Origin of the sequence: Kitasatospora sp. NPDC007106 (assembly GCF_040634455.1) — a bacterium.
Classification (GTDB): domain Bacteria; phylum Actinomycetota; class Actinomycetes; order Streptomycetales; family Streptomycetaceae; genus Kitasatospora; species Kitasatospora arboriphila.
The window spans coordinates 1-2165 of sequence record NZ_JBEYFP010000930.1; the positions used below are offsets into that span (position 1 = coordinate 1).

The 2165-nt window shown below is 80.2% G+C and carries 2 protein-coding genes; both read right to left on the reverse strand.

Going from position 1 to position 2165, the window contains the following annotated elements; genetic code table 11:
- Positions 1-789 (reverse strand): hypothetical protein (locus ABZ641_RS34140; protein ID WP_359988204.1); only part of this gene is annotated, 789 nt, incomplete at its 3' end.
- Positions 786-1922 (reverse strand): FtsX-like permease family protein, encoded by a 1137-nt coding sequence (locus ABZ641_RS34145; protein ID WP_359988206.1) that lies wholly within the window; start codon positions 1920-1922, stop codon positions 786-788. The genes ABZ641_RS34140 and ABZ641_RS34145, both read right to left, overlap by 4 nt.
- Positions 1923-2165 lie beyond the last annotated feature (243 nt).

Consider the following 2165-nt stretch of genomic DNA (forward strand, 5'->3'; position numbering starts at 1 on the left):
GGTCAGCGCCAGGCCCGCCGGGCCGGCGCTGCCGCGGGCCTCGACGGCCTCGATGCCGGCCGCGCCGGTCAGGAACTCGACGGCGGTGCGCCGCCCCTGCGCGGTGTCGTTCACCAACGGCCGCGCCAGCGCGGGGAACTGCTGCCACAGGTCGGCGGTCTCGGTGACGGGCGTGAAGACGCCCACCACCACCGCCGCGGTCTCCAGGCCGGGCCCGCGGAGCGTCACCGGGCGGCCGGGGGCCAGGCCGAGGACGTCCGCGTTCGCCGCCGAGACGGCGACCTCGACCGGGGCCGCCGCCGGATCGCCCACCGGGGTGCCCGGAGCCCGGCCCGAGGTCCAGCGCAGCTCGCGGCCGGCGTCCTGGGCGTACACCAGCTGTGCGGTCGGCGCGGTGCCGTCCGGCCGGCGGACGCCGTCCCCGAGGAGGGGCACCACGCCGGTCTCGATCCGGGCGGTCGGCGCCCCGAGGACCGCCGCCAGCCCGGGGCCGGCGCCGCGGCGCAGCCCCTCGGCCAGCCGGGCGAGGTCGCCCTCCAGGGTGCCGAACTTCGGCGCCACCGACGCGCCGTCGTCCGTCGCCGGCGGCCGCAGGCCCGAGCGGACGGTGACCAGCGGCCCGTCGGCCGCGGCCTGCTCGACCTCCTGGGCCAGCGCCCGGGTGGCCGGCCGGTCGTACGACGGCTCCCAGGCGGCGGCGAGCGCCGCCAGGACCGCCACCAGAACGAACTGCAGCGCGTACAGCGGCAGTCGGCGCGAAGCGGCCCGCGGCCACCGGCCGGCGATCATCCGTCCTCCCCCGTCCTCAGGGTCCGCGCCAGGTCGACCCGGGCGAACCGCCTTGCCAGCACCGACGATCCGGCCCCCACCAGCGCCCCGGTCGCCAGTGCGGTGGCCGCGGTGGCCGCCCACCCCGGGCCGGTGCGCAGCGCGGGGAACACCGCGGCGGCACTGCCGTCCACCACGACCAGCGGCAGCAGCAGGGCCGCCGACAGCAGGCCCAGCACCGCACCGAGCAGCACCGCGAGACCCGTCAGGGTGAGCATCTCGGTGCGCAGCACCGCCGCGAGCCGGCCGGGGGCGACACCGATCGCCCGCAGCACCGCGAACTCCCGGATCCGCGAGCGCGCGTCCGCCGCAGCCTGCACGGTCGTCCCGGTGAGCGCGAACAGCGGCGCGAGCAGCAGGCAGAGCCAGAGCGCGCGGCGCAGCCCCGCCTGGTACGGATCGGCGGCCAGCGCCGCGGCCTCGTCCCGCAGGCTCCGTACGGTGCCCAGCTCCGGACGCCCGCGCAGCGCGGCCTGCGCGGCGCGTCCGCCGTCCGGCCCGGCCGCGAGCCACCAGCGGGCCTCCGGTACGGGCGGTGACCCGCCGAGGACCCGCTGGGCGGCGAACGCCCGGGAGTCGGCGAGCACGGCCGGCCGCTCCCGCGGCAGGCCCGGGACGACGGCGATCCGCCCGACGACCACCGCCCGCACGACCGGGTCGCCGCCGGGGACGAGCAGCAGCCGGGAGCCGACCTGCACCCCGGTGGCGAGCAGCGCGTCGTCCGCGAGGACCGGCAGCAGCGGCGTGTCCGGCTCGGCGGCCACGGTGTACGCCACCTCGGGCGTGCGGCCGTCGCTCATCCCGTTCGGCTGCTGGGTGCGCAGCACGGCCCGCAGCAGGGTGCCGGCCGGCTCGGCGAGGGTGCACGGGCCGGCCAGGTCGTCACTGGTGTCGGGGATGCGGCCCGCCGTGCCGGCCGTGGGATGGCCCGGGCAGCCGATGTCCTCCGGCCGGCCGGCGCCGGGCGCGGTGGCCGTCCAACCCGATCCGGCGGGCGGTGCGAGGTCGTGCCGGGCGGCCGGGCCGACGGCGGTGATCCGCTCCAGGTCCAGGGTGAGGCTGCGCCGCCCCGGCAGGTCCGCGGCGGGCTGCACGGCGACCCGGACGACCCGGGCGGGCCGCGCCGCGGTGACGGGGGAGGCCAGGTCGAAGCGGAGGGTGTGCCGGGCGCCGTCGGCGGGCAGCGTCGCGGTGAGCGTCCGGGCGAGCCCGTCGGCGTCCTCGACCAGCAGGACCTGCCGCCCCCCGGCGGCGGGGAGCGGGCCCGGCGCGGGGTGGCCCGCCGACCGAGACCCCCCGCTCCTCCCCGACGGAACCGGCCTCCCCTACGCGGGGGT